The organism is Bacillus sp. B4EP4a, from assembly GCF_006680105.1.
Lineage (GTDB): Bacteria > Bacillota > Bacilli > Bacillales > DSM-1321 > Peribacillus > Peribacillus simplex_E.
This window is the reverse complement of the sequence record NZ_VHIK01000143.1, coordinates 1-364: the sequence shown is the minus strand read 5'-3', so window position 1 is coordinate 364 and position 364 is coordinate 1. Positions and strand designations below refer to the sequence as shown.

Sequence of the window (364 nt, the reverse complement as noted above, 5' to 3'; positions counted from 1 at the left end):
CCGTACCTGATCCAACTGACATTACATGAGTCACGATCCAAGGAACAATGGAAATCACAAGGATGACCCGCAGTGTTTGCATGAAACCTACAACCGTTTCATCACTATCCTTCATTTCCTCACTTAAGACCACCATCTGGGAAAGCCCTCCCGGAAAACTGCCAAGCATGGATGTGCCCAAGGATAAGTTCATTCACGAAACAATCGTTAAATGAGATGATTGAATATTTACCTGTTATGCTTTTTACGACAATCGCAATCATTTTATTTACAGTTTTGACTGGCTGGTTTGTCGGGAAACGAATGAACTTATCCTTGGGCACATCCATGCTTGGCAGTTTTCCGGGAGGGCTTTCCCAGATGG

Annotated in this window: 2 protein-coding genes; one reads left to right on the top strand and one right to left on the bottom strand. The window is 44.0% G+C overall.

Annotated elements, in window-relative coordinates; translation table 11 throughout:
• On the bottom strand, positions 1–136 hold a 136-nt coding region (locus tag FNK51_RS26295; RefSeq protein WP_286178912.1), incomplete at its 3' end, for an AbrB family transcriptional regulator.
• Positions 137–171: 35 nt separating this feature from the next.
• Here FNK51_RS26295 and FNK51_RS27685 point away from each other — a divergent pair.
• Positions 172–364, top strand: a 193-nt coding sequence (locus FNK51_RS27685) for an AbrB family transcriptional regulator (RefSeq protein WP_141995247.1), incomplete at its 3' end; no start/stop codon positions are given.